The organism is Mesorhizobium sp. M2C.T.Ca.TU.002.02.1.1, from assembly GCF_003997225.1.
This window is the reverse complement of record NZ_RZTO01001336.1, coordinates 1-888: the sequence shown is the minus strand read 5'-3', so window position 1 is coordinate 888 and position 888 is coordinate 1. Positions and strand designations below refer to the sequence as shown.

Below are 888 nucleotides of genomic sequence, written 5' to 3'. Positions count from 1 at the left end.
GTCGAGGAAGGTCTCGTGGCGCAGCGCCACTTCCCGCGTCGGCGGCTCATAGCCGGTCGCGCACATGACATGGTTGGCGATCGCCTTGACGAAGAGGTCGTTCCAGGACGGATCGTTGTCGGCGGCCGCGGTCCGGTCGTTGATCCTGAACAGGACCTCCGCCTCGGCCTTGCTGATGGCGATGTTGCCGTCGCCGCCATAGGCGTAAAGGATGCGGCGCAAGAGATCGACCTCGGCCTTGGCGATATGGCCGGGAACCAGGCTGCCGCCATGCATCATCGGCCCCTTGCCGTCGATCACCGCATGCGCGACCTGTTCCAGCGCATAGGCCGAGAGCTGGTCGGGTGAGGATTTCGCTTCCTCCAGCACATGCACCAGCAACTCGAGCTCGGTGCGGCTGTCGACCATGCCGTCGCGCGAGACGGTGCGGACCAGCCAGTCGGCATTCTGCTCGGAGATATAGCCTTCCGGCTTTTCCTGGTGGACGATGTAGTCGGTCACGGCCTCGACGAAGAACGGCGCCCATTCGCCGCATTTGTCGCGCGCCGTCTGGTCGAGCGCGAACAGCGTCTCCGCTTCGCCCCGCGTCACGACGCCGTCGGCGAAAACCTCGCGCCGCAGCATCGTCACGTCCTCGGACGTGATCTTGTTCTTCGAGGTCAGCCCCGCCACCGGAGCGCTCATGATCAATTCGCCCATTTGCCGTCCCTGCCCGTCGCCCGTTGCCGGCGAACTGATGCGTCGTTTGGGCAGGCATATCAGAAGTATCTTGAGAAACCGGCAAATGGCGTGGTTAGCGAAGACTTGTCGGCAACATGTCGCTGGGAGGTGACAAGGTGTCGCCGACGGGCTATGGATGGCGCGTCGGGGCCTCAGGCGACTGAGTCC

General features: G+C 64.1%; 1 protein-coding gene. It reads right to left on the bottom strand.

Translation table 11 applies throughout. The annotated features are described in order from the left end of the window. Positions 1 to 699, bottom strand: a 699-nt coding sequence (locus tag EOD07_RS35935) for a hypothetical protein (protein ID WP_127238479.1), incomplete at its 3' end; no start/stop codon positions are given. Positions 700 to 888: the final 189 nt, after the last annotated feature.